The sequence below is a fragment of the Curvibacter sp. EU05-FHT14A10 genome, from assembly GCF_058791075.1.
Window position 1 is genome coordinate 277262 of sequence record NZ_JBYTDE010000008.1, and the last position, 20965, is coordinate 298226.

Below are 20965 nucleotides of genomic sequence, written 5' to 3' on the forward strand. Positions count from 1 at the left end.
TCAGTGACGGGTGTGCTGGAGGCACTTCAATTTCTGAGACCACGGCTTGCCCTCCACGATCATCATGCGCATTGAGCCCTTGCATTCCGACAGCCGGAACAAAGCCTTCCCGGACACGTTCATCCCCTTGAGCGGCAGTGCTCAAGATTGCATCGATTGCGGTCGTGGCGAGCGTGTGGGGTTTGCCTTCGATTACGCGTATCAGCCCATCGTGGATCTGGCGCGCAAGGCGGTGTTCGCGCATGAAGCCTTGGTGCGCGGGCCGAATGGTGAGGGGGCGGCAAGCGTTCTGGCGCAGGTCAATGATGTGAATCGCTACAGCTTTGACCAGGCCTGCCGCGTGAAGGCCATCAAGGGGGCGAAGGCGCTTGGGATTCAAGAGCCGATTTCCATCAACTTTCTGCCCAACGCCATCTACCAACCCGAAGTCTGCATCCGCACCACGCTGGAAGCGGCCCGGGTGCATGGTTTTCCGTTGGACCACATCATCTTTGAGGTGACCGAGGGCGAACGGATCGAGGATGGGCCGTGGTTTGCCAGCATTCTTCGTGAATACAAGCGTTGTGGCTTCAAGACAGCCATTGATGACTTCGGGGCAGGCTACGCCGGGCTCAAGCTGCTGTCAGACTTTCAGCCTGATCTGGTCAAGATCGACATGGATTTGATTCGCGGTGTCGATCTGAACCCGGCGCGGCAGGCGATTGTCCGAAGCCTGGTGAGCCTGAGCCGCGAGATGGCCATTACCCTCATCGCCGAGGGGGTGGAGACTGCCTCCGAGCGAGATTTTCTGTTGGATCAGGGCATTGAATTGATGCAGGGCTATCTGTTTGCGCGCCCGGCTTTCCGTGCCATGGCCACGCTCCACCCTGACGCCTATCGTTGAACCTGCCCGTGGCTTGGCCACGCCCTCTCCCAAGACACTTCATGAGTCGATGGCATCAGACTGAAGGCCCGGACGATGGGCCGCAGGCCAGGCCTCTCGCCCCGGGTTGGCTTGTCAGCAAAACCCAAGCCCCGCCCACGCAGGCTGAGGCCCAGGCCCGCCTGGCCGCGCTGGACCCTGTCGTCTATGCGCGCACCCGCAATTCGCTGGAGGGGGCCGTCAGCGGGCTGTCACCCTACATCACCCATGGTTTGCTGAGTCTGCCGCAGGTGTTGGCTGGCGTGCACGAGCGCCACCCGATCGAGGTGCAGCACAAGTGGGTCTACGAACTGGGCTGGCGCGAATTTGGTCGCCATGTCTGGGGGCGGCTGGGGGACGGTATTTTTCAGTCTTTGCATCCTGGCCCCTTGCCGGACGAGGCGTATGCGCCGCAGCTGCCGCCTGACGTCCGGCTGGGCTGCACGGGTGTGCCGGCGGTCGATCAGGCCGTGCGGGCCTTGTACGCCACGGGCTACCTGCACAACCACGCCCGCATGTGGCTGGCGAGCTATGTGGTGCATGTGCGCAAGGTGCATTGGCGTGCGGGGGCTGATTGGCTGTATGGCCACTTGCTGGACGGCGATCTGGCGAGCAACCACCTGAGTTGGCAATGGGTGGCGGGCACGGGCAGCAGCAAGCCCTATGTGTTCAATGCCGAGAATGTGGCGCGCTTTGCGCCCGCGTCCTGGCACAGCGAGGGCAGCGTGATCGACACCCGCTACGAAGCGCTGGACATGATGGCGCGCAGCCCTGGCGCCGCGTCACCAGGGGCTGCGCTGGCGCCTGCGCTGAATGAGCCCGCATTGCACAGCCAGCCCCCCGAGGGGCTGCGGACCCACTCGCCCCAGGCTGCGGATGTGGCGGGCCGGGAGGTCTGGCTGGTGCACCCCTGGCAGCTGGGGGCCTTGCCTGCGGATCTGCCGGCTGACACGGTGGTGATCGGCCTGTGGCTGGCGGATTTTCACCAAGCCTGGCCCTGGAGCGAGGCGCGCTGGCGCTTTGTCGGAACACGGCTGGCCGAGCTGACCAGTCTGTCATGGTGGGGCGATGCCGAGGCGGTGGGCTGCGCCCTTGCCGCCGCGCGCAAGGTGCGCTGCGTGGCCGAGCCGCACTTGCAGTCTTGGCTGAGCCGATGGGCAACTTGCCTGCCGGCGCCCAGGCTGTTCCCGCTGGTGGAGCGGCCCTGTACCTCGTTTTCGCAGTGGTGGACTCGGGCCTCCAAAGGGTTCATCAGCGCTGGCGATCTACTGGGCCAAAGCCGCGGCTGAAAGGCAGCGACTGGGTGCCTCAGTTGCCTGGGCAACCGTCCTGGGTGCAGTTGAATTGTTGTCGCAGGATGCGCAGCCGCGCCTCGGTGTGCTCGCTCAGACAGGTGTTTTGCAGCAGAGGCCAGATCGTGCCCGATTCTTCACGCGGCCCGTTGCGGTACAGGCAATCGGCCTCGGCGTACTTCAGCCAGGCGCGCTGGGCCTCGCGGTAGCGCTGCGCATCCACCTTGGACGACATGCGGGCCAGGTGCGCCTGGTACAGCCGGTTCAACTCGGCATCCCCCTTTTTGTAGCGGTGAAAAGAGCACAGGTTCAAGCTCATCTGGTTGGCCTCGCAGTTTTTCAGGGCCTCGGCCTCCAACGCGGCCTGGCTGCCGGGCGGGGCGTTGGTCTGGGCATCGGCCAGGCAGCACCCCAGTACCAGGGCCAGGCCGGCCAGCGATGCGGGCTTCATGGCCATCACATCACCACCGGCCCGCCTTGGGCGATGGCGCGCTGGTAGGCTGGGCGCGCGTTCATGCGCTGGCAGAAGGCCGCCAAGTGCGGATAGCGGTCGGCCTTGCCGGCGCGGGACAGGGCGGCCTCCACCGCAAAGCTCATCTGAAAGTCGGCCAGTGTCAGTACCGGCCCGGCAAACCAGGTGTGGGTGGCCAGGTGGCTGTCCATGAAGGCCATGGCCGTGTCCACATTGGGGTTGATCAGTGCGGCCTGCACCTTGGCGCAGAGCTGGCGGGCGATGGGGCGCACGAAGAAGGGCATGGGCTGGGTCGGGATGGTCATGAACACCAGCTTCATCACCAGCCAGTTCATCAGCGAGCCTTCGGCGTAGTGCATCCAGAAGCGGCATTGCCGATGCTCCTCGGTACCGCGGGCGGGCTCCAGGCCGGCCAGTTCACCGCTCAGGCTCTGGCCATATTGCTCGGCCAGGTACTCCAGGATGGCCCCGGACTCGGCCACCGTGATGTTCCCATCGGTGATCACCGGCGATTTGCCCAGCGGGTGGATCGCCTTGAGTTCGGGCGGTGCCAGGCGGGTCTTGGGGTCGCGCTTGTAAGTCTTGATCTGGTAGGGCAGGCCCAGTTCTTCGAGCAGCCAGAGCACGCGCTGCGAACGCGAGGTTTCGAGGTGGTGGACGGTGATCATGCGGTTCCAGGGGGTGGGTTGCAGGAGGGCCGGGCGATGGAAGCTGCCGAGCACGGCGCGATTGTCATCGCTTTGGCGCTCGCCTGTGTCTCAGCCTGGCAAAGCACCGGCGGGGCCCCTGGCAGTTTTTAAAACTTATTTTTCTATCAACGGAATTTCATATTCCGAACACTGTTATGATTCGTCTGCGCGGTGGAGCAGCCTGGTAGCTCGTTGGGCTCATAACCCAAAGGTCGCAAGTTCAAATCCTGCCCGCGCAACCAATACCCAAGCCCTTGCGGCTTGTAGCAAACGCCCACTGATCAGTGGGCGTTTTGCTTTGTGCTCGGTCAACACGCAGGCCGGCACCCCAGATTCAGGGCCTCAGAGCCTCAGGGGCTTTTGGCTTGCGCCGATTCGCGCGCACTGAGGATCACGGGCAGGCTCTGCTCGATCCAGTTGGCCAGGTCTTCCACCCGCTGGCTGACCTGCTGCCCCACCGGCGTCAGTGAGTACTCCACATGGGGCGGAATCACCGGGTGGGCCACCCGCAGCACAAAGCCATCCTGCTCCAGCGTCTGCAGGGTCTGCGCCAACATCTTTTCACTGATGCCCTTGATCTTGCGGCGCAGGTCGCTGAAGCGGTGCGTGCCGCCCCGCAGAGCCACCAGAATCAACACCCCCCAACGGCTGGTGACGTTGCGCAGCACCTCGCGCGAAGGGCAGGCCTCGGAGAACACATCGCCCCGGGCCATGCGTTCGGCCAGGGTGCCGGCCAGGGGGATGTCCTCAGGGCGTGTTTTGTTCATGGCGCTTACCTTTTTGTGCGTACTTGCGAAAAGTTAGTGTCGTCGCAATCATAGCGGCTCTTCTCTTTTTCAAGCACAGGAAAGCATCTCATGATCGTCGTCACTGGCGCCACCGGCCAACTGGGTCAACTCGTCATTCAATCGCTGCTGCGCAGCGTGCCCGCTTCGCAAATCGTCGCCGCCGTGCGCCAGCCAGCCAAGGCCAGCGCGCTGGCCGCCCTGGGCGTGCAGGTGCGCGAGGCCGACTACAACCGCCCGGCCACCCTGGACGCCGCCTTCGCTGGCGCGGACAAGGTGTTGCTGATTTCTTCGAGCGAGGTGGGCCAACGCCAGCCCCAGCATCAGAACGTGATCGATGCCGCGGTGCGCGCCGGCGTCAAGCTGCTGGCCTACACCAGCCTGCTGAGGGCCGATACCTCGCCCCTGGGCCTGGCGGCCGAGCACTTGGCCACCGAGCGTGCCCTGAAGGCCTCGGGCCTGCCCCATGTGTTGCTGCGCAATGGCTGGTACACCGAGAACTACCTGGCCAGTGTGCCGGCTGCGTTGGCGCACGGTGCCTTGATTGGCAGCGCGGGCGACGGGCGCATCTCGTCGGCCGCGCGGGCTGACTATGCCGACGCCGCGGCTGCCGTGCTCACTCAGGCCGATCAGGCCGGCAAGGTCTATGAGCTGGCGGGCGACAGCGCCTACACCCTGAGCGAATTGGCCGCCGAGCTCAGTCAGGCCACGGGCAAGACCGTCCCGTATGTGAACCTGCCCGAGGCAGACTTCAAGGGGGCGCTGCTTCAGGCTGGTCTGCCGGAGCCCATTGCCGAACTGCTGGTCAACTCGGATGCCGGTGCGGCCCAGGGCGGCTTGTACGAGGGCAGCGGCCAGTTGGGCCGCTTGATCGCGCGCCCCACCACGCCCCTGGCCACGCTGCTGCAGGCCAGCCTGGGCTGAGCCTGCGATGCGCTGGCGGGCGGGGTCGGCGCGGCTCGCCAGCGCTTATCCTGCCTGCTGTCTGTTCGCCACCAGGAGCCCGTACCCATGTCCGACCTTCGCCAAACCTTGCGCCTCATGCAGGCCGGCCGCTGGAACGAGGCGCATGACCGCATCCAGCACGACGATTCCATGCTGGCGGCCTGGCTGCACGGCCTGCTGCACCTTCAAGAGGGCGACCTGGAAGATGCCGAGAACTGGTACAACCGCGCCGCCCGGCACTTTCGCAGCCGCGGCAGCCTGCAAGAAGAACTGGCCTTGTTCGAGGCCGCCTTGTTCGGCACGGCGGCTCAGGAACAGCCGGCGGTACAGGCACCACTGGCGTCAAACTCCAGGGTCTTGTCCGACAGCGGCACATAGGCCGGCACCTTGCTGGCCTTCAGAAAGGCTTCGGTCTTGCTGCCGGGGCGCACCTTGCCGCCCACGGTGCCGACCTCGTTGGCGTGCGAGAGGATCACCGAGGCGGGCTTGACCAGGTCGTTGATCACATAGGCGGCCTCGGCAGGCCCGGTGGTGAAGCCATCGCCCATGTTCATCACGGCGAGCTTGGCGTGGTAGTGGTCGCGCACCACGCGCTCCTGATCGGCCAGGATGCCGGTGTCGCCCGACAGGTAGGCGACCAGGCCGTTGCTGAAGGTCAGCACATAGCCGGTGGCCGCACCGGCATCGCCCGCAATGCCGGCTTCTTTCATGGCCCGGCCCAGATCGCCCCCGATGTAGTCGGGGTCCACACCATTGCTGTGCAGTGCCGTCACGGTGGCGATGCGAACCCCACCCACCATCACACTGCCGCCAAAGCGGGCCAGCACCGATTGCCCAGGGTCGCCGCCGTTGGACTTGAGTTTGGCGGCAAAGAAGGCGGGCATTTCGCTGCCGCTGATGATCTTGGACTTCTTGGCCACGGCAATCGCCACCGCGCTGGTGGCCGGCAGGGCCGAGACCGACACATCGGGTTGGGCGCAGCTGCCTGCGTTGGGGGCCTTGTTGTGGGCATTGCCCACATGGTCACCATGCAAGTGGGTGACCAGCACGATGTCGATCTTGCCCAGGCGTGGGTCGTTGGCACCGGCCACTGTGCGACCCGGGTCGTACAGGATGCGGGTGCCATTCGGATCTTCAAATACCAGGGCCCGGTCCTGGGGGCAGAACTCGCCCGCCATGCCGCCCAGCGGTGTGACCTTGACGCTTTCCTTCACGTTCTGGGCCGCCGCGGTCCCGAGCCCGCAGCTGAAAGTCAGTGCCAGCGCGGCGCCCACGGTGGAAAGCCGGGATGTCTTGAACATGGTCTGTCTCCTGTTTTGTGTTTCAAAGTATTGCATAGGCCCTCCGTTTTTGCTGGGCGGGGTGGCGCCGGGTCTGGGTTGACAGGGGCTTGGTCGCTGACGACGATGGCGACCCGCCCCCAAGGAGACTGCATGCGCCCGATCACCTGCCCAACCCCGCCCGGGGCTGTCTCGGTTCGCCGCCGTGAACTGTTGGGGGCCTGTGCACTCAGCTGGCCGCTGGCGGCTTGCGCCAGCCGATCGGGTGATGTCTCCGCCGCTGCGGTTCGGTCTGAACTCGCGACCGAGGGGCGTCTGCGGGTGGCCATCAACCTGGGCAACCCGATCCTGGCGTCGCGGGGCCACGAGCCCGGTGCGCCCCAGGGCGTGTCGGTCGATCTGGCGCGTGAGGTGGGTCGACGCCTGGGCCTGCCCATCGAATGGGTCGAGTTGCCTGCGGCGGGCCGGGCGGTCGAGGCGGTGCGGGCCCGGCAGGTCAACCTGGCCTTCGTGGCCATCGACCCGGTGCGGGGCGCCGACCTGGATTACACGCCGCCGTACGTGGTGATCGAGGGCGCTTACCTGGTGCGGGCCGACTCGGCGCTGAGCCGCCTGGACGAGGTGGACGGCCCGGGCAACCGGGTGGTGGTGGGCCGTGGCAGCGCTTACGACCTGTACCTGACGCGGACGCTGCAGCACGCCCAACTGGTGCGGTCCGCCACCTCGCCGGCCGTGGTCGATCAGTTCCTGGCCGAGGGGCTGGAGGTGGCGGCCGGCGTGCGTCAGCAGTTGCAGGCCGACAGGGATCGCTTGGCCGCCACCGGCGGCCCTGCGCTGCGGCTGCTGCCCGGCCGCTTCATGGTGATCGAGCAGGCCATGGCCGTGCCCAAGGGGCGGCAGGCCGCGCAGGCCTGGCTCAGTGCGTTCATTGAAGAGATGAAGGCCTCAGGCCGGGTGGCCGATAGCCTGCGCCGCCACGGCATCGAAGGGGCGGCGGTGGCGCCGCCCGCCCGGCCCTGATGTGCGTCGCCGCGCCGGCGCTCAACTGGGCCGCTTCATCTGGCAGGAGGTCGGCTGGGCACTGATGTACGAATCCCAGGCCACCTCGGAGCGGAAGCCGTAGCCGGTGTTCTCGGCGTCGTACTTCACGCCCTTGCTGCCTTGCTTGGCCCAGATGCCCAGGTACAGCGGGGCCTCCAACTGGTGATCGGCCTTGCGCATCTTCACCTCGCCCATGGGGCTCTTGTAGCTCATGCCTTCGAGCGCCAGGGCCACCTTCTTGGCGTCGGTGGAGCTGGCCTTGCGCATGGCCTCGCGCAGCATGTTCATGCTGTTCCAGTGCGCGGCAAAGATGAATTCGTCGTTGTACTTCTTCTTGTAGTCGACGTAGATCTTCTCCAGCTCGGGCGTGGGCGCGTTGTGCACCCAGTTCCACACCACGCCTACCTTGCCTTCACCCCAGTTGCCCAGCTGGGCCGGGGTGCCCGGGTTGTTGGCGTTCAGGGTGAAGTAGTTGATGTTGAGCCCGTAGTCGCGTGACGACTTGAACAGCAGGGTCAGGTCGCTGCCCCAGTTCGAGGTGATCACCGTGTCGGCACCGCTGGAGGCGATTTTGGCCACGTACGAGGCAAAGTCGCGCGTCTGGGCGATCGGGATGAAGTCGTCGCCCACGATCTGGATGTCCGGCCGCTTGCGCGCCAGGTACTCCCGGGCTGCCTTGGACACCTGGCGGCCATGGGTGTAGTCCTGGTTCAGCAGGTACACCTTCTTGATGTCCTTGCGGCCCTGCAGGTAGGTGGTCAGCGCCTCGATCTTCATCTCACTCGAGGGGTAGAAGCGGAAATGCCAGAAGCTGCATTTGTCGTTGGTCAGCAGCGGGTCCATGGCGGCGTAGTTCAGGTACACCGTGGCTCGCTCGGGCTCGCGCTCGGCCAGCTTGTTGAGCGCATCGACCAGGGCCAGTGCCACCCCTGAGCCACCGCCCTGGGTGATGTAGCGGATGCCCCGGTCGGTGGCCGCCTTGAGCACGTTCAGGCTTTCCTGGGGCGAGCCCTTGTTGTCGAAGTCGACCACCTCGAACTTGGGGTCGTTCGGGCCGGCCTTGGCATTGAGTTGCTGTACCACCTCACGCAACTGCTTGAGCGAGCTTTGCCCGGTCAGCGCAAAGGGCCCCGAGAGCAGGTCGATGAAGCCGATGCGCACGGTCTCGGCCGCGCCGGCATGTGAGGCGGCCGCCAGCAGGGCAGCGCCCAGCCAGGCTCGGCGGCGAAGGGTCAGGGGGGTGAACAGGGGCATGATGTCTCCAGGGGCGCCGAGGCGCTGTTGGTGTTGTGAATCGGTCGCAGGATCTGGGGGCGGGCGGGTCAGGTCGGGCGGATCACAGGCCTTCGAAGACGCCGCCGTGCTGGTGGCGCAACTCGTTTTTCTGCACCTTGCCCGTGCCGCCCAGGGGCAGGCTGTCGACGAACAGCACCTCGTCGGGCAGCCACCACTTGGCCACCCGCTCCGTCAGAAAATCGAGCACCTGCTGCTTGCTCAGATCCTGCCCGGGCTTGCGCACGATGAACATCAGTGGGCGCTCATCCCAGCGTGGGTGCTTCACGCCGATCACCGCAGCCATGGCCACGGCGGGGTGGGCCACTGCAGCGTTTTCGAGGTCGATCGAGCTGATCCATTCACCGCCGGACTTGATCACGTCCTTGGTGCGGTCGCGGATCTGCATCACGCCCTGGGCGTCGATGGTGGCGATGTCACCGGTGGGGAACCAGCCGTCAACGAGGGCCTCGCGCTCGGCCTTGTGATAACGCTCCACGATCCACTGACCGCGCACCATCAGCTCGCCTTGCGACACCCCGTCACGCGGCAGGTTGTGGCCGTTTTCGTCGACCACCTTGATCTCGATGCCGAACACCGATTTGCCCTGCTTGCCCACCAGCGCGTGGCGTTCTTCGGCCGGGCGGGCCATCTCGTCGGGGCCCAGGTGGCTCATGGTGGCGATGGCCGTGGTCTCCGTCATGCCCCAGCCGTGGCGCACGTCCACGCCATACACGTCATTGAACTTGGCGATCAGGGCCTTGGGCATGGCCGAGCCACCGACGCCAGTGCGGCGCATGGTGCTGAAGCGCAGCTGGTGCTGCTCCACGTGATGGATCAGACCCATCCAGATGGTGGGCACGCCGGCACTGACGGTGACACGTTCGGACTCCATCAGCTCGTACAGGCTGGCCGGGTCCAGACGAGGGCCGGGCAAGACCAGCTTGGCGCCCGAGATCAGGGCCGCATAGGGCAGGCACCAGGCATTGATGTGAAACATCGGCACCACGGGCAGCAGGGTCTCCTGCGCCCACAGGCTCAGCACGCCGGGCAGGCAGGCCGACAACGCGCTCAGGCACAGGGCGCGGTGAGAGTACAGCACCCCCTTGGGATGGCCGGTGGTGCCCGAGGTGTAGCACAGGGCGGCGCCGGTCTTTTCATCCAGCTCCGGCCACTCAAAGCGGTCGTCCTGGGCCTGGATCAGGCTGTCCACCGCCAGCACGGCCGGGCCGGCCTCCAGTGAGGGCAGGGCCGCCTCGTCGCACAGGGCCACCCAGTGGCGCACGCGGGGGCAATGCGTTGCCACGGCCTGCACCAGGGGGGCGAAGCTGGTGTCGAAGAGCACCACCTCATCGTCGGCGTGGTTGATGATGTAGGCCAGTTGCTCGGGGTGCAGGCGCGGGTTGCAGGTGTGCATCACCATGCCGCTGCCTGAGACGGCGTAGTAGGCCTCCAGGTGGCGGTGGTTGTTCCAGGCGATCGAGCCCACGGTGCTGCCCGTCTTCAGGCCCAGTGCCTGCAAGGCCTTGGCCAGTTGTCGGGCGCGCCGGGCCAGGTCGGTGAAGGTGCCGCGGTGCAGGCTGCCATCGGTCTCGCGCGAGACGATCTGCTGAGTGCCGAACTGGGCGGTGCCGTGTTCCAGGATGGCCGAAACCAGCAGGGGGCGGTCCATCATGCGGCCGGGCTGTTGCATTGTCTGTGTCTCCTTGGGGCTGTTTTGAGGGTTCGGGGCTGTCGGCCCTTGAAAATGTGTCCGGATGTTCGCAAACGCATTCGCTCACCCTTGTCGTGTCGGCGACTGGTGGGCTTTGGCATGGGGGTAAAAACTTTTTGTTTCCAAGTGGCCCGGGTTCTTCTACACTGCGCCCGGTTGTCGGTTGAAAACCGCCGACACCACGTGAACCCGGGAGAGACTGCCCCGCCTTCGATGGCTGGTGCGCAGCGCCGAAGGAGCAACCGCCCCGGAAACTCTCAGGCAAAAGGACCGGGTTCACACGCGACAGATACTCTGAAGAGCTGCCGGAAATCGTTTTCGTCGTCCGGCGCACCGAAGGAGCAAGCCCGCACCGCCCCCCTGTCAGGGCGGCGGCCGGGTGAATCTCTCAGGTCCAGAACAGAGGGGGCGCCTGCCACGCAATGTCGCGTGCAGGCCCCAACCTCATGACGAGTTCTGGAGCTTTTCCCATGAAAACCATCGCAGTCATTGGCGGCGGCATCACCGGTGTCACCACCGCCTACGCATTGGCCCGCCGCGGCCTGTCGGTCACCCTGTTCGAGAAGAACCGCTACGCCGCCATGGAGACTTCGTTTGCCAACGGCGGCCAGCTGTCGGCCTCCAACGCCGAGGTCTGGAACCATCCCTCCACCCTGCTCAAGGGCCTGAAGTGGATGCTGCGCAACGATGCCCCGCTGCTCGTCAACCCCAAACCCAGCTGGCACAAAATCTCGTGGTTCGCTGAGTTCATGGCCCACCTGCCGCATTACGAGCGCAATACCATCGAGACGGCCCGCCTGGCGGTGGCGGCGCGCGAGCATCTGTTTGGCTGGGCCCAGGAAGAGGCCATCGACTTCGACCTCAAGAAGCAGGGCATCCTGCACATCTACCGCGACAAGGCCGGCTTTGACCATGCGGGCCGGGTGTCCGAATTGCTGGCGCGCGGCGGCCTGCCGCGCCGTGCCGTGACCCCCGCCGAGATGAAAGCCATCGAGCCCACGCTGGCCGGCCAGTACTTTGGCGGTTACTACACCGAGAGCGATTCCACCGGCGACATCCACAAGTTCACCAACGGCCTGGCCCGTGCGGCTGAACGCCGCGGGGTGCGCACCCTGTTCGGGCAGGATGTTCAGGGCGTGAAGGCACATGGTGGCGGCATCCAGATCACGGCAGCCGATGATTCGGGCGTGATGCAGCACCGCTTTGACGGGGTCGTGGTCTGCGCGGGCACCGCCAGCCGCCAGATCGCCGCCAGCCTGGGAGACCGCATCAACATCTATCCGGTCAAGGGCTACTCCATCACCGTCAACCTGCGCGATGAAACCAGCCAGCGTGCCGCTCCCCAGGTCAGTCTGCTCGACGACGCCACCAAGCTGGTCACCAGCCGCCTTGGGGTGGACCGATTCCGCGTGGCGGGCACAGCCGAATTCAACGGCTTCAACAAAGACATCCGGGCCGACCGCATCCAACCCCTGATCGACTGGGTGCAGCAGTGCTTCCCGGGTGTCAGCACCCAGAGCGTGGTGCCTTGGGCCGGGCTGCGACCGATGATGCCGAACATGCTGCCGCGCGTGGGCCGGGGCCGGGCTCCCGGGGTGTTCTACAACACCGGTCACGGTCACCTGGGCTGGACGCTGAGCGCCGTCACGGCGGACATGGTGGGGGATGTGGTGGCCGAGGCCTTGTTGCCCCGGGCGGGGGGCCTGAGGGCCGGTGGGTTGGCGGGGCCCGCACTCACCCAGGCCTGACAGGCCTGCGCGCCGGTGCCGGGCCGGCGCCTTGTTCTGGTGCTTGGAAGGCAGGGCCCGGGGCAGGCCCGACGGTGCGCCCCGTGTTGGGGCGCTTCGAAGCCGGGGCTGTCACCGGGCTGTGTCGTGGGCTGTGTTATGGGCTGGGGGGCGGCGCAGAACTTGCTCGGGTTGTGGATGGCCGCCTCCTTTGCCGAGGGCTGGGGTGGCCCTGAGTCCTGAGCCTTCCCATCCCCATGAATCCGCCACTTCACACCCCCTCGCTTGTTGCCCCCCCGCGTTCCTCCAGTCACTTTTTCCGGCACCACGGCGTTTGGGCGCCCGGGGTCCGGCTGTTCCGACGGCTGCAGTTCGGCGCCAAGGCCGGCTGGATCTCGCTGGCTTTCATGTTGCCCATCGTGTTGCTTTTGCTGGCCTACGTGCGCACCAGCCAGGCCACCATCGACTTTGCCGCCAGCGAACGCATGGGTGTGGGGGTCATCCGCCAGATCGAGCCCTGGTTGATCGAGGTGCAGAAGCAGCGCCGGCTGCTCGAGTCGGGCCTGGCCAAGACACCCGATCTGGAGGCCATCGCGGCCCGCATGGCCGCCACCCAGGCCAGCCTGGACGCTGTGGCCAGCCAGATGGACCTGCGCTCTGAGTTCGCCCACGTGGCGCAGTTGCACGAACAGATCAAACCCCTGGCCGCCAGTGGCCGGATCGATGACCTGACCCAGCCGCTGCAGGCCTATGTGGACGCCGTTCGTGATTTGCGCGTGACGGTGATGGACCGGTCTCAGCTCACGCTCGATCCGGATCAGGACACCTACTACCTGATGACCCTGTCGACCGACGTGGTGTCGGCCGTGATCGAGCCCGTCTCGCGCACCCGGGCCCTGGCCGGCGCGATCGCACGCCGTGGCGAACCCGATGCCGCAGCCTTGCGTCAGCTCTATGGGGTCTGGTACCAGGGACGTGAGAGCGTGGACGGTGTGCTGAAGGCCGCGCTACGTGCCGCCGAGGCCAACCCCGAGGTGACTCGGCGAGTCAAGGCGGCCGAGGCTGTCGAGGCGGCACGGGCCTTTCTGAGCGCAGCCGACACGGCCTGGTTCGGGCCGACCTTCCGGGCTGACACCGAAGCCCTGAATGGCCCGGGCCAGGTGGCTGTGGACCGCTTGCGCGAGGTGGGCAGTGCCAGCCTGGGCCTGCTCGACGAGCTGCTGCAGCAGCGCATTGCCCGCACCGAGAGCGAGCGGCGTCTGTTGTTGGTGGGCCTGGTGCTGTGCCTGCTCATGGGCATCTACCTTTTCTATGCCTTCTACCTGGTCATGAACGGGGGGCTGCAGGAGGTCAGCCGCCATCTGGAGGCCATGACCGAGGGCGACCTCACCACCTCGCCCAGCCCCTGGGGGCGTGACGAGGCGGCCAGTCTGATGATCATGCTGCGCCAGATGCAGGACAGCCTGCGCAGCATGGTGCTGCAGGTGAGGCGCTCGTCCGATGAGATCGTGCATTCCAGCACCGAGATCGCCGATGGCTCGGTCGATCTCTCGGCCCGGACCGAGAAGACAGCGGCCAACCTGGAGCAGTCGGCTGCGGCCATGGAGCAGATCGGCGCCACGGTGCGCCAGACCACCGAACACACCCAGGAGGCGACCCGCATCGCCGCCCACAACGCCCAGGTAGCCGGGCATGGCGGTGGCGTGATCGGCAACATGGTGGCCACGATGGAGCAGATCCAGGCCGCTTCACGGCGCATCGAGGACATCATCGGCGTCATCGACGGCATTGCGTTTCAGACCAACATCCTGGCCCTCAACGCCGCAGTCGAGGCGGCCCGCGCAGGCGAGCAGGGCCGGGGTTTTGCCGTGGTGGCCAGCGAGGTGCGATCCCTGGCCCAGCGCTCGGCAGCTGCCGCGCGTGAGATCAAGGGCCTGATCGGGACCAGCGTGGAGAAAGTGGACAGCGGCACGGCCATCGTGCGTGAGGCCGGCAGCACCATGCAGGACATCGTGCAAAGCGCGCAACGCGTGAACGAACTGCTGAGCTACATCGCCACCGGGGCGGTCGAACAAAGCCAGGGCATCGCTCAGGTCAGTGAGGCGGTGCAGGAACTGGACCGCGCCACGCAACAGAATGCTGCCCTGGTCGAAGAGACCGCCGCTGGCGCGTCGGCCCTGCGTGAGCAGGCCGCGCGGCTGGCCCGGGAGGTGGCGCGTTTCCAGACGCCTTGAGGTGCCCTGAGCGCGCTTTGCGCCGAAGGTCTCAGCGGCACAACGCCAGGATGTCGGCTGGCACCGGCACGGCCTTGATGCGTTCAGGGCCTTCGGGGCTTTCGGGCAGGCGCACGCAGAAGGCGCGCACCTCACGGCCCTCGCACAGCACGTCGTCGCCCCGCATCACGACATGGCGGTGCACAAAGGTCTTGTCGCGCCATTCCTCGACACTGGTGTGGATCTGCAGCGTTTCGCCATAGGTGGCGGGGCGCATGAACTTGGTGTTGATTTCCAGCAGCGGCGTGCCGATGATGCCGGTGGTCTTGACCAGTTCACGCCAAGGCGGGACGCCGCAGCTCACGAAAAAGTTCAGCGACGAGGCATCCATCCATTTCGAAAAGTTCGGAAAGAACACGATGCCCGCGGGATCGCAGTCGCCGAACATCACCTTCACTTCATAGACCACGGTCTTGGTCATGGGGTCTCCATTGATTTCATTGATTTGTTTGGCAGGGCGATGGTGCTTCAGTCGCCGCTCGCCACGGCCCCGATTGTGGCCTGTGAGCGGCTGGATGGCCGTTGTCCCGGCGCGACCCCTTACTTTCTGCGGGGCAGGGGAGGCGCGCTGCGGGTGTGTTTTCTATTGATTTTTTCATTTGCTTTGCTTATCATTTAAATCAATTTAAGCAAATATGGCGGCTTGGCAACAAGCTTGCCTTCTGGAGTCAATCATGGAGCGCTCGATTTCAATGCCTTCTACCAGCCGTGCTGGCCGACCCACTGAGGCCGCAACCCAGGTGCGTGAGTACCTGGCCTTCCAGGTTGGCAAAGAGCTGTACGGCGTTGACATCCTGCGTGTGCAGGAGATTCGCGGCTTTGAGATGCCGACCCGCATCGCGGGTGCCACCGAGGTGGTGCGCGGCGTGTTGAACCTGCGTGGCGTGATCGTCCCCATCCTGGATTTGCGTCACAGCATGGGCCTGCCGGCCGACATCGGGGTGGCTACCGTGACCATCGTGATGAACCTCAAGCAGCGCACCGTGGGCTTTGTGGTGGATGGCGTGACCGATGTGGTGGGCCTGGCCCCGGCTCAAATCCAGCCCGCCCCTGAGCTGGCCGATGGGGGGCGCGGTACGTTCATCCAGGGCCTGGGTGAGCTCAGCGTGGAGGGCCGTCAACAGATGCTGATCCTGCTCGACGCCGATCAGTTGCTGGGCCAGTTGGGCGACAGCGAGCAGGCCTTGCTCGCGGTGCCCATGTAAGGTTTCAACCCTCAGAGCGCAGATCTGGCGCGCGCCCAGGCGTGCTGCGCTGCCAGGTAGGCAAACACCAGGCCAGGTCCGATGGTGATGCCCGGGGCGGTGTACACCCCCCCCATGATCGAGTTCATGTCGTTGCCCACCGCGTACAGGCCGGGCAGAGCCTGGTCGTGCTCATCGAGCAATCGGGCCTGCGCGTCGGTCACCAGGCCGGTGCTGGCGCCGATGTCCCCGGGGTACAGGCGGATGGCGTAGAACGGCGCCTCGTTCAGCGGCCCCAGGTTGGGGTTGCGATGGCCCGCCGCCGCATCGCCGATGTTCTGCTGGTAGGCGGTTTCTCCGCGGTGAAAGTCGGGGTCCACGCCGGTCTCGGCGTAGCGGTTGATCTGTGCCACCGTGTGTTGCAGCGCCTGCGCCGGCACCTTCAATTGGGCGGCCAGTTCGGTCAGGGTCTGGCCGCGCAGCAGGTAGCCCTCGGCCAGGAAAGGCGCCAGCCCCTTGCCGCCCGGGCGCACCATGCCCAGACCGTATTGGCGCAGGGCCTTGGCGTCGCACACCAGATAGGCCGGGATGGCGGGGTTGTGTGGGGCGGCCTTTTGCATGGCCAAGCCAAACAGGTGGTACGAGGTGCTTTCATTGACAAAGCGCTCACCAGCCTGGTTGACGGTCACCATGCCGGGCTTGGCCCGGTCCATCACGAAGTGCGGAAACACGGCCTGGCTGCCGTCGGGCCGGCGGCGCAGCGACACCGGGGCCCAGAAGGCCGGGCTCAGGCCGTTTTGGCCGTGCCGGGCGCCCAGGCTCTGGGCCAGGCTCTGGGCCTGGCCGGTGTGGCCGGGCGCGGCCGGGCACCAGGCCTCGTCCGCCCCGGGCAGCAGTTTCTGGCGCCACTCGGGGTGGCGGTTGAAGCCTCCGCTGGCCAGCACCACACCACCGCGCACCCGCACGTTCAGGTGCTGGCCCTGGTGCTCCAGTGTCAGTTCGCGCAGGCCCTGCTGGTCGGGGCCGATGGCAGCCACGCTGGTGTTCAGCGCCAGGCAGACCGAGTCATGCTGCGCCAGCGAATACAGCAGGCGCGCGATCAGTGCATTGCCCATCACCAGTCGGGTGCCACGCGGGTGGCTGAGGCGGTCCAGGCCGTGCCGCGCCAGGATCTTGATCGAGTGCTTGAGCGAAGCCCACGAGCGGGTCATGCCTAGCAGGTGGTTGATGTCGTTGCGGTCCACCATCATGCCGCCCAGCACCGTGAACTCGGGGATGGGTGGGCGCAGCAACTTCAGCAGCGGGCCCAGGCGGCGGCCATCAAAAGGCAGGGGTTCCAGCGCCCGGCCGCACAGCGTCGAGCCGCCCAGGTCTGAGATGTAGTCGGGGTGCTTGGCGTAGGCGCGGTAGCGCACTTCGGAGTGCGCCTCGATCTGCTCCACCGCAGCGCGGCCGTGGGCCAGAAAGGCCTCGCGCAGGGCGCGCGGCGCGTTGTCGCCGATGGCGTTGTCGAGGTAGCGCGCCGCCTCGCTGAGGCTGTCTTGCGGGTTCACCGCGGCGCCCTGGCGCGTGCCTGGCACCCAGGTGGTGGCCGCCGACAGGGCCGTTGTACCACCCACGTACCCGGTCTTCTCCACCACCAACACCCGCGCCCCCTCGATGGCCGCAAACAGCGCCGCCGACAGCCCGGCCCCCCCTGCACCCACCACCACCACATCAAAAGTCTGGCCCGCTGTGAGGCCGCTCAGGTCTTTGTCCAACAACTGCATTTCAGTGATCCAAGAGAAAACGGTGGGGCCGAAGGCGGCTCAGGGAGCGGCCTTAAGCGGGGGACAGAAAATCCACCATGAGGTCCTTCACCCGCGCGAACATGTCCGCGCCAGTCATGGTCGTGCAGCCCAGGCTGCGCGCATGGGCGATCAGTGGGGTCACGGCCGGCTGGGTGATCACGCAGCCGACAAACATCTGGCCCTGCAGGCGGTTGGCGTCCAAGGGGTAAGGGTCACCGTTCTTCATGCCCACGGGCGTGGCGTTGAGCACGATGTCAAAGCCGCTCGGGTCGGCGCTGCCGTCTCGCACCGGGCAGCGGCCCAGGCCGGCCAGGCGGCTCACCAGGGTCTGGCGGCGGGTGTTGTCCTCGTCATGGATGGCCAGTTCGCTGACACCCGCCAGCACCAGCGCGTGGGCGATCGCCGAGCCGGCGCCGCCGGCGCCCACCAGCAGGGCTTTTTTTCCCGCCGGCTGGCAGCCGCGGTCCTGCATGGCGCTGACAAAACCCAGGCCGTCGAACATGTCGCCATACCAGCTGCCATCGGGCAGGCGGCGCATCACGTTGACGGTGTGCAAAAAGGCCGAGCGCTCGGAATGGGCGCTGCACAGATCGAAGCAGGCGAACTTGTGCGGCACGGTGACGATGATGCCGTCCACATTGCGGGCCAGCGACACGCCACGGGCCCAGGCCGCCAGCTCGGCCGGCGGCACATGGGCCGGCACCACCAGGGCGTGCTGGTCACGCGCCTGCAAGGCCAGGCTGACCCCGGCGGGGGATTTGACCTGGGCAATCGGGTCGCCCACGATGTAGTGGACTCGGGTGGCGCCGTCGAGCGAAAGGCTCAGCTTGTCTGTCATGGTGTGAGGGTGATGACTGGTGAAAAGAAGCCAGATCGTATTTGAAAGTGGAATTCAATTCAACTATTGAATTTAATTCCAATTTATGGATATGATTGCGCCATGCTGTCACGCAAGGCCCCGTCACTCATCCCCACCGCTGGCTGTGGCTCGGGTACGCTCGGGCTCCTTCCCGCATGGAGTGTTGAGCAATGAGTGGCGTATTGGAAAGAACCCTGGGCATTCTTGAACTGCTGGCCCAGCATGGCGACGGGCTGGAACTGGCCGTCATCGCCGACCGCCTGGACATCCCGCGCAGCGCGGTGCACCGCCTGCTGACCGATCTGGTGCGCTGTGGCTATGTACGCCAGTTGCGCGACCATGGTGACTACATGCTCACCACCAAGCTGGTGGCCATGGGCCTGTCCTTCCTCAGCAGCACGGGCATCGTCGACATCGCCCAGCCCCTGCTGGACCGGCTGGCCGAGATTTCGGGGGAACTGGTGCGCCTGGCCGTGGTCGACGGTCACCGCCTCACCTGGGTGGCCCGTGCCCAGGGGGCACGCCAAGGCCTGCGCTATGACCCCGACATGGGCAGCGATGCCTTGCTGGCCTGTTCGTCTTCGGGCCTGGCCTGGCTGTCGGGCCTGAGCGACGACGAAGCCCTGGCCCTGCTGGCCCAGCAAGGGCTGGGTGAGCCCGGCAAATACGGCCCCAATGCCCCCACCAGCCTGCAGGCTGTGATGGCCGAGGTGCAGGCCACGCGCCAGCGCGGCTACAGCCTGACCTGTGAAACCTACACCGCCGGCCTCAATGCGATGGCCGCCCCGATCCGCCTGCATGGCCAGCCACCGCTGGGCACGCTCAGCATCGCGGGCCCGACCGTGCGCTTCACCCCCGAGCGCATGCAGGCCCTGGGCGATGAGCTCCAGGCCTGCGCCGCCCAACTGGCGGCTGCCAGCGGCAGCTCGCCTTTCTTCAGCAAACCTGCCCAGGGCGTGCGCGCCGCGGCAGGTGCCAAACCCATTTACGCGGCCTGAGGGCCCCACCACGCCTGCATGAACCCCGCCAGTTCCTCTTCCAACGCCGATGTCGATTTGCTGGTGGTGGGTTCAGGGGCCGGAGGGCTGGCCACCGCCGTGGCTGCGGCGCACCTGGGCCTGAAAGTGCTGGTGCTGGAGAAAGACCCCCAGTACGGTGGCACCACCGCCTGGTCGGGCGGCTGGATGTGGATCCCGCGCAACCCGCTGGCGCGCGCCGCCGGCATCGACGAAGACCCGGCCCTGCCCGAGGCCTACCTGCGCCACGAGTTGGGCGAGCAGTTTGATGCCCCGCGCGTGAGCGCCTTCCTGAACCAGGGGCCGCGCATGGTCGAGTTCTTCCGGCGCCAGACCGCGCTGCAGTTCATCGATGGCAACGGCATACCCGACTTCCATGGCCTCAGTCCGGCGGCCGCGCTGGGCGGACGCTCGGTTTGTGCAGCCCCTTTTGATGCCCGCCGCCTGGGCCGCCACATCGACCGCCTCAAGCCTCCGCTGGCCGAGACCACGCTCTGGGGCATGGGCATTGCCTCGGGGGCTGAACTGCGGCATTTTCTGAATGCACTGCGCAGCCCGCGCTCGTTCTGGCATGTGACCGGGTTGGTGTTGCGCTACTGGCGCGATGGCCTGCTGCATGGGCGCAGCATGCGACTGGTCAATGGCAATGCCCTGGTGGGCGCGCTGGCGGCCTCGGCCATCGAGGCCGGCGTGACGATCCGGGTCGACACCCCGGTCAGGCGCCTGCTGATCGAGGGCGGGCGCGTGGCTGGGGTGCAGACCGCTGGCCCCGACGGCAACCAAACCCTGCGCGCCCGCTGTGGCGTGGTGCTGGCCTGTGGCGGCTTTCCACACGACGAGGCGCGCAAGCGCGAATTGCTGCCGCATGCCCCCAGCGGACGCGAGCACTGGTCGGCCGCCTCGCGTGGCAACACGGGCGATGGTTTGCGCCTGGGTGAATCGGCCGGCGCCGTGGTGGCGCGTGACCTGCGCAGTGCCGCGGCACTGGCCCCGGTGTCCCTGGTGCCACGCGCCGATGGCTCGGTGGCGCATTTTCCGCACCTCATCGAACGGGCCAAGCCCGGCCTGATCGCGGTCACGGCGGCGGGCCGGCGCTTTGTCAACGAGGCCGACTCGTACCACGACTTCATGAGTGCGCTGCTGGCCGCCATGCTAGCAGGCCAAACGGTGCAAGCCTGGCTCGTGTGTGACCACCGCTTCATCCGTCGCTACGGTCTGGGGGCGGTCAAGCCCGCGCCCATGCCGTTGGGCCCCTGGCTGCGTCGCAGCTACCTGCTGCGCGGTCACACCCTGGCCGAACTGGCCCGGGCCTGCGGCATCGATCCGGCGGGCTTGCAGGCCACGGTGCAGCACTACAACGCCGCCGCACTACAAGGGCGCGACACCGACTTTGCCAAGGGCGAGAGCCCCTATAACCGCATCCAGGGTGATGCGGCTGCCGGCACCGCCAACCCCTGCATGGCGCCGCTGCAGCACGGCCCGTTCTACGCGGTGCGGGTGCTGCCCGGCAGCCTGGGCACGTTCGCCGGCCTGCGTGCCAACGCCCATGCCCAGGCGCTCGATGCCCAGGGCCTGCCCATTCCGGGCCTGTACGCCGCTGGCAATGACATGAACAGCCTCATGGGCGGTTGCTACCCCAGTGGCGGCATCACCCTGGGGCCGGCCATGACCTTCGGCTTCATCGCGGCCCACCATGCGGCGGGCGTGGCCCTGCCGACCTGAGGG

General features: G+C 66.5%; 19 protein-coding genes, 1 tRNA gene and 2 riboswitches. Of the genes, 11 read left to right on the forward strand and 9 right to left on the reverse strand.

Annotation, left to right across the window (positions count from 1 at the left end; genetic code table 11):
- The first annotated feature begins 64 nt into the window (after nt 1-64).
- Nucleotides 65-883 (forward strand): EAL domain-containing protein, encoded by an 819-nt coding sequence (locus AC3WUT_RS17580; protein WP_492348437.1) that lies wholly within the window; start codon nt 65-67, stop codon nt 881-883.
- Between the two features lie 41 nt (nt 884-924).
- Entirely contained in the window at nt 925-2190 is a 1266-nt protein-coding gene (locus tag AC3WUT_RS17585; RefSeq protein WP_492348366.1) for an FAD-binding domain-containing protein, read from the forward strand.
- Nucleotides 2191-2209: 19 nt separating this feature from the next.
- Here AC3WUT_RS17585 and AC3WUT_RS17590 read toward each other — a convergent pair whose 3' ends face one another.
- The gene (locus AC3WUT_RS17590) at nt 2210-2644 is read right to left on the reverse strand and encodes a lysozyme inhibitor LprI family protein (protein ID WP_492348367.1); all 435 of its coding nucleotides are present in this window, start codon (nt 2642-2644) and stop codon (nt 2210-2212) included.
- A 5-nt stretch (nt 2645-2649) separates the two neighbouring features.
- Nucleotides 2650-3333 (reverse strand): glutathione S-transferase family protein, encoded by a 684-nt coding sequence (locus tag AC3WUT_RS17595; protein WP_492348368.1) that lies wholly within the window; start codon nt 3331-3333, stop codon nt 2650-2652.
- A gap of 186 nt (nt 3334-3519) precedes the next feature.
- On the opposite strand from AC3WUT_RS17595, the gene AC3WUT_RS17600 reads away from it, so the two are divergent.
- A tRNA-Met gene (locus tag AC3WUT_RS17600) sits at nt 3520-3596 on the forward strand.
- Between the two features lie 108 nt (nt 3597-3704).
- Here the strand turns inward: AC3WUT_RS17600 and AC3WUT_RS17605 are convergent.
- On the reverse strand, nt 3705-4121 hold the full coding sequence (locus AC3WUT_RS17605; RefSeq protein ID WP_492348369.1) for a winged helix-turn-helix transcriptional regulator: 417 nt from the start codon (nt 4119-4121) through the stop codon (nt 3705-3707).
- Between the two features lie 90 nt (nt 4122-4211).
- Here AC3WUT_RS17605 and AC3WUT_RS17610 point away from each other — a divergent pair, with 90 nt between their 5' ends.
- The gene (locus AC3WUT_RS17610) at nt 4212-5063 is read left to right on the forward strand and encodes an SDR family oxidoreductase (RefSeq protein ID WP_492348370.1); all 852 of its coding nucleotides are present in this window, start codon (nt 4212-4214) and stop codon (nt 5061-5063) included.
- A gap of 87 nt (nt 5064-5150) precedes the next feature.
- Nucleotides 5151-5462, forward strand: a complete 312-nt coding sequence (locus AC3WUT_RS17615) for a hypothetical protein (RefSeq protein ID WP_492348371.1) — start codon at nt 5151-5153, stop codon at nt 5460-5462.
- Here the strand turns inward: AC3WUT_RS17615 and AC3WUT_RS17620 are convergent.
- On the reverse strand, nt 5393-6385 hold the full coding sequence (locus AC3WUT_RS17620; protein WP_492348372.1) for an MBL fold metallo-hydrolase: 993 nt from the start codon (nt 6383-6385) through the stop codon (nt 5393-5395). The two genes, AC3WUT_RS17615 and AC3WUT_RS17620, sit on opposite strands and share 70 nt — an antisense overlap.
- A gap of 132 nt (nt 6386-6517) precedes the next feature.
- Between AC3WUT_RS17620 and AC3WUT_RS17625 the strand changes: the two genes are divergently transcribed.
- On the forward strand, nt 6518-7384 hold the full coding sequence (locus AC3WUT_RS17625; RefSeq protein ID WP_492348373.1) for a transporter substrate-binding domain-containing protein: 867 nt from the start codon (nt 6518-6520) through the stop codon (nt 7382-7384).
- Between the two features lie 21 nt (nt 7385-7405).
- On the opposite strand, the gene AC3WUT_RS17630 is transcribed toward AC3WUT_RS17625, so the two are convergent.
- Both AC3WUT_RS17630 and AC3WUT_RS17635 read right to left on the reverse strand, forming a co-directional pair.
- Entirely contained in the window at nt 7406-8659 is a 1254-nt protein-coding gene (locus tag AC3WUT_RS17630) for a branched-chain amino acid ABC transporter substrate-binding protein (protein WP_492348374.1), read from the reverse strand.
- A gap of 82 nt (nt 8660-8741) precedes the next feature.
- Nucleotides 8742-10370, reverse strand: coding sequence for a long-chain-fatty-acid--CoA ligase (locus AC3WUT_RS17635; protein WP_492348375.1), 1629 nt, complete (start codon nt 10368-10370; stop codon nt 8742-8744).
- Between the two features lie 201 nt (nt 10371-10571).
- Nucleotides 10572-10674: riboswitch (glycine riboswitch) on the forward strand.
- 1 nt (nt 10675) lies between these two features.
- Nucleotides 10676-10804, forward strand: a riboswitch (glycine riboswitch).
- A 57-nt stretch (nt 10805-10861) separates the two neighbouring features.
- On the opposite strand from AC3WUT_RS17635, the gene AC3WUT_RS17640 reads away from it, so the two are divergent.
- Together AC3WUT_RS17640 and AC3WUT_RS17645 are read left to right on the forward strand one after the other, a co-directional pair.
- Nucleotides 10862-12139, forward strand: coding sequence for a D-amino acid dehydrogenase (locus tag AC3WUT_RS17640; RefSeq protein ID WP_492348376.1), 1278 nt, complete (start codon nt 10862-10864; stop codon nt 12137-12139).
- A 236-nt stretch (nt 12140-12375) separates the two neighbouring features.
- Nucleotides 12376-14352: a methyl-accepting chemotaxis protein gene (locus tag AC3WUT_RS17645; protein ID WP_492348377.1), complete on the forward strand. Its 1977-nt coding sequence runs from the start codon at nt 12376-12378 to the stop codon at nt 14350-14352.
- A 31-nt stretch (nt 14353-14383) separates the two neighbouring features.
- Here AC3WUT_RS17645 and AC3WUT_RS17650 read toward each other — a convergent pair whose 3' ends face one another.
- The gene (locus AC3WUT_RS17650; RefSeq protein ID WP_492348378.1) at nt 14384-14812 is read right to left on the reverse strand and encodes an acyl-CoA thioesterase; all 429 of its coding nucleotides are present in this window, start codon (nt 14810-14812) and stop codon (nt 14384-14386) included.
- Nucleotides 14813-15065: 253 nt separating this feature from the next.
- On the opposite strand from AC3WUT_RS17650, the gene AC3WUT_RS17655 reads away from it, so the two are divergent.
- Entirely contained in the window at nt 15066-15596 is a 531-nt protein-coding gene (locus AC3WUT_RS17655) for a chemotaxis protein CheW (RefSeq protein ID WP_492348379.1), read from the forward strand.
- A gap of 11 nt (nt 15597-15607) precedes the next feature.
- Here AC3WUT_RS17655 and AC3WUT_RS17660 read toward each other — a convergent pair whose 3' ends face one another.
- Nucleotides 15608-17344 (reverse strand): FAD-dependent oxidoreductase, encoded by a 1737-nt coding sequence (locus tag AC3WUT_RS17660; RefSeq protein ID WP_492348380.1) that lies wholly within the window; start codon nt 17342-17344, stop codon nt 15608-15610.
- A gap of 52 nt (nt 17345-17396) precedes the next feature.
- The gene (locus AC3WUT_RS17665; RefSeq protein WP_492348381.1) at nt 17397-18203 is read right to left on the reverse strand and encodes a shikimate dehydrogenase family protein; all 807 of its coding nucleotides are present in this window, start codon (nt 18201-18203) and stop codon (nt 17397-17399) included.
- A 191-nt stretch (nt 18204-18394) separates the two neighbouring features.
- On the opposite strand from AC3WUT_RS17665, the gene AC3WUT_RS17670 reads away from it, so the two are divergent.
- Nucleotides 18395-19222 (forward strand): IclR family transcriptional regulator, encoded by an 828-nt coding sequence (locus AC3WUT_RS17670; protein WP_492348382.1) that lies wholly within the window; start codon nt 18395-18397, stop codon nt 19220-19222.
- 18 nt (nt 19223-19240) lie between these two features.
- Entirely contained in the window at nt 19241-20962 is a 1722-nt protein-coding gene (locus AC3WUT_RS17675; protein ID WP_492348383.1) for an FAD-dependent oxidoreductase, read from the forward strand.
- Nucleotides 20963-20965 lie beyond the last annotated feature (3 nt).